This is a genomic window from Cyanobium sp. LEGE 06143 (genome assembly GCF_015207535.1).
Lineage (GTDB): Bacteria > Cyanobacteriota > Cyanobacteriia > PCC-6307 > Cyanobiaceae > NIES-981.
Genome location: NZ_JADEWP010000145.1, coordinates 1 through 2,988, shown reverse-complemented (window position 1 = coordinate 2,988; position 2,988 = coordinate 1). Strand labels below are relative to the sequence as shown.

The window sequence follows — 2,988 nt, the reverse complement described above, 5'->3', positions numbered from 1 at the left end:
TNCNCNANNGCNNGCTGGCCCTCCGSCACGGCCAGCCGGTCGCTCACGTACAGCCCCGGCTCCACCGTGAGCACCATGCCCGGCTCCAGCTGCACCGGGTGCTCGCCGAGTCGGTAAGCCCCCACGTCATGGACGTCCAGGCCGAGCCAGTGGCCGGTGCGGTGCATGTACAGGTGTCGGAAGGCGCCCTGCTCGATGACGCCGTCGACGCTGCCGCTCAGCAGGCCCAGCTCGATCAGGCCCTCCACCAGCACGCGCACGGCGGTCATGTGGACGGCCTCGGCGGTGTGGCCCGGGGCCACGGCGGCCACTGCCGCCTCCTGGGCCGACAGCACCAGGGCATAGAGCTCGCGCTGTTCGGCGCTGAAGCGTCCGTTCACCGGGAAGGTGCGGGTGATGTCGCCGKTGTAGTAGTCGGCCAGGCTGCAGCCGGCATCGATCAGCAGCAGATCGCCGTCCCGCAGGAGAGCGCTGTTGGCGGTGTAGTGCAGCACGCAGGCGTTGTCGCCGCCCGCCACGATCGAGCCATAGGCAGGTCCCCGGGCCCCCTGCTCCAGGAAATGCTGCTCGATCACCGCCTGCACCTGCCGCTCATTCAAGCCGGGGCGGGCCACCTGCCGGGCCAGTTCATGGGCCTCTGCCGAGATACGGCCGGCCTCCCGCAGGCGCTCGAGTTCATCCTCCCCCTTGTGCAGCCTCAGGGCATGCAGCAGCGGGCAGGGGGCCACCAGGCCGAGGGCAGCGCCCCCCCGCCGCGGCGCCCGGTCCAGCTGCTGGCCCCAGGCCTGCAGCACCAGGGGCTCCACCGCCGGGTGGCGACCCACCCGGAAGGCAATGCCCTCGGCGCCCTCGAGGTAGTCGGCCAGTCGGGTCGGCAGCTCCGAGAGCGGATGGGCCGCCGAGGCCCCGAACTGGTCCACCGCGCCTTCGGTGCCCCAGCGCACGCCGGTCCACACTTCAGCGCTGGGCTGCTTGGGCTGCACGAACAGCACGAAGGGCGTGTCCGGGCGGTGGGGCAGGAACAAAGCCACCGCATCGGGTTCGTCGAAGCCGGTGAGATACCAGAAATCGCTATTCTGCCGAAAGGGGTACTCGCAGTCGGCGTGGTGGGTCACCAGCGGGGCCGCCGGGATCACCGCCGCGGCACCGCCGAGCTGCTGCAGAAAGCGGGCGCGTCGCTCTGCATGAATCGACACATCGGGAAGAGCCGTTGCGGCCATGCTGACGAACCCTGCGCAGCGACCATGCTGACGGACCGTGGGCGACAGCGGTGGCGCAGGCGGATTTAATGGAGCGATCCACCCCTTCGATGGCAACGGGCCTGCCCCCACCTGAATGAACGACCTGGTGGCTCTGGCCCTGCTGGTGCTGGTGGTGCTGGTGGGCTCGGCCCTCTGCTCCGGGGTAGAGGCCGCCCTGCTCACCGTCAACCCCCTGCGGGTGCACGAGCTGCAGGCGCGCAGCAGACCGGTGCGGGGCGCCCGACGCCTGGCCCAGCTGCGCCAGCGCCTCGGCCGCACCCTCTCGGTGCTGGTGATCGCCAACAACGGCTTCAACATCTTCGGCAGCCTGATGCTGGGGGGCTATGCCGCCCATGTGTTCTCTCGGTACGGGGTGGAGGGCGTGGCCCTGCCCCTGTTCTCGGTGGGCCTGACGCTGCTGGTGATGTTGCTGGGGGAAATCCTTCCCAAGGCGCTGGGCAGCCGCATGGCCCTGCCGGTCGCCCTGGCCAGCGCCCCGGCCCTCTACCTGCTGGGCCGGCTGATGCTTCCCCTGGTGCTGCTGCTGGAGCTGGTCCTGCCGGCGATCACGGCGGAGAGCGAGATCAGCACGGATGAGGAGGAGATTCGCCTGCTCGCCAGACTCGGGTCCCAGAAGGGACAGATCGAAGCCGATGAGGCCGCGATGATCGCCAAGGTGTTTCAGCTCAACGACCTCACGGCCAGGGATCTGATGACCCCCAGGGTGGCCGCTCCCACCCTGCGCGGGGCGGCCACCCTCACCGAGGCCCGCGCGGAAYTGCTGGCCACCAACGCCCCCTGGTGGGTGGTGCTCGGCGAGGAGGTGGATGAAATTCTCGGCGTGGCGAGCCGGGAACAGCTGCTCACGGCCCTGCTGCAGGGCAATGGCGAGCGCAYNCCTGCSGRCCTNCMGCGARGCGGYSNGMGKNCGKGSCKGAGMTGRTKCKCRCCSNCCGMNCTNCTCRCNCNNNGGCTWTNCGCCGCRRSASCKGCKGNTGYRMGCGTSGYGSYKGRYSARYYMGGNNCGGKTKCNTGGGGSWGMTNGGCGSCNGANNNGGCCGYSCACTGCCCGGGGGTGGCTGTGCTGGTGGGCATCGCCGAGCCGAGTGGCAGCTCAGCCCTGCCCAGCCTGTTCAATGCCCTGGCTCTGGTGCAGGCGGGGAGCTGGCGGGTGGTGGCGCGCAAACAGCTGCTGCCCACCTACGACGTGTTCGATGAACAGCGCTACTTCCGCCCGGGGGCGGCGCCGGCCGTGCTGCAACTGAACGGCCAGGCTGGTCTCCTGCGGCTGGGGCTCACGATCTGCGAAGACCTGTGGGTCGAGGAGGAGCTCCAGGGTCACCGTCTGGCGGGACCGGATCCGCTGGCGGACCTGGAGCACCAGGAGCTCGATCTGCTGATCAACCTCTCGGCCTCCCCCTTCAACCCGGGCAAGGCCGCCCTGCGCCATGCCCTGGGGGCCCGGGCGGCCCGGCGGCTGGGCTGTCCGGTGGTGTACGTGAACCAGGTGGGAGGGAACGACGAGCTGGTCTTCGATGGGGCCAGCTTTGTGGTGGACCGGGCCGGGGCCGTGGTGTGTCAGCTGCCGAGCTGCCAGGAGGCCCTGGAGCCCTGGAACCCCTTGCACAGCACTGGCTTGGGCAGGGCTCTGCCTGAACCGATCGAGCAGCTGTTTCGGGCGCTGGTGCTGGGGGTGCGCGACTACGCGGCCAAGTGCGGCTTTGGGCGGGCGCTGCTCGGCCTCAGC

2 pseudogenes (1 of these 2 only partly in view) are annotated in these 2,988 nt (G+C 70.6%); one reads left to right on the top strand and one right to left on the bottom strand.

The annotated features are described in order from the left end of the window. Nucleotides 1-1,220, bottom strand: a pseudogene (locus IQ216_RS10310) (aminopeptidase P N-terminal domain-containing protein); it reaches 112 nt to the left of the window's first position. A 115-nt stretch (nt 1,221-1,335) separates the two neighbouring features. Between IQ216_RS10310 and IQ216_RS14285 the strand changes: the two are divergent. After that, nucleotides 1,336-2,988 (top strand): annotated as a pseudogene (locus tag IQ216_RS14285) (CNNM domain-containing protein); the annotation flags it as partial.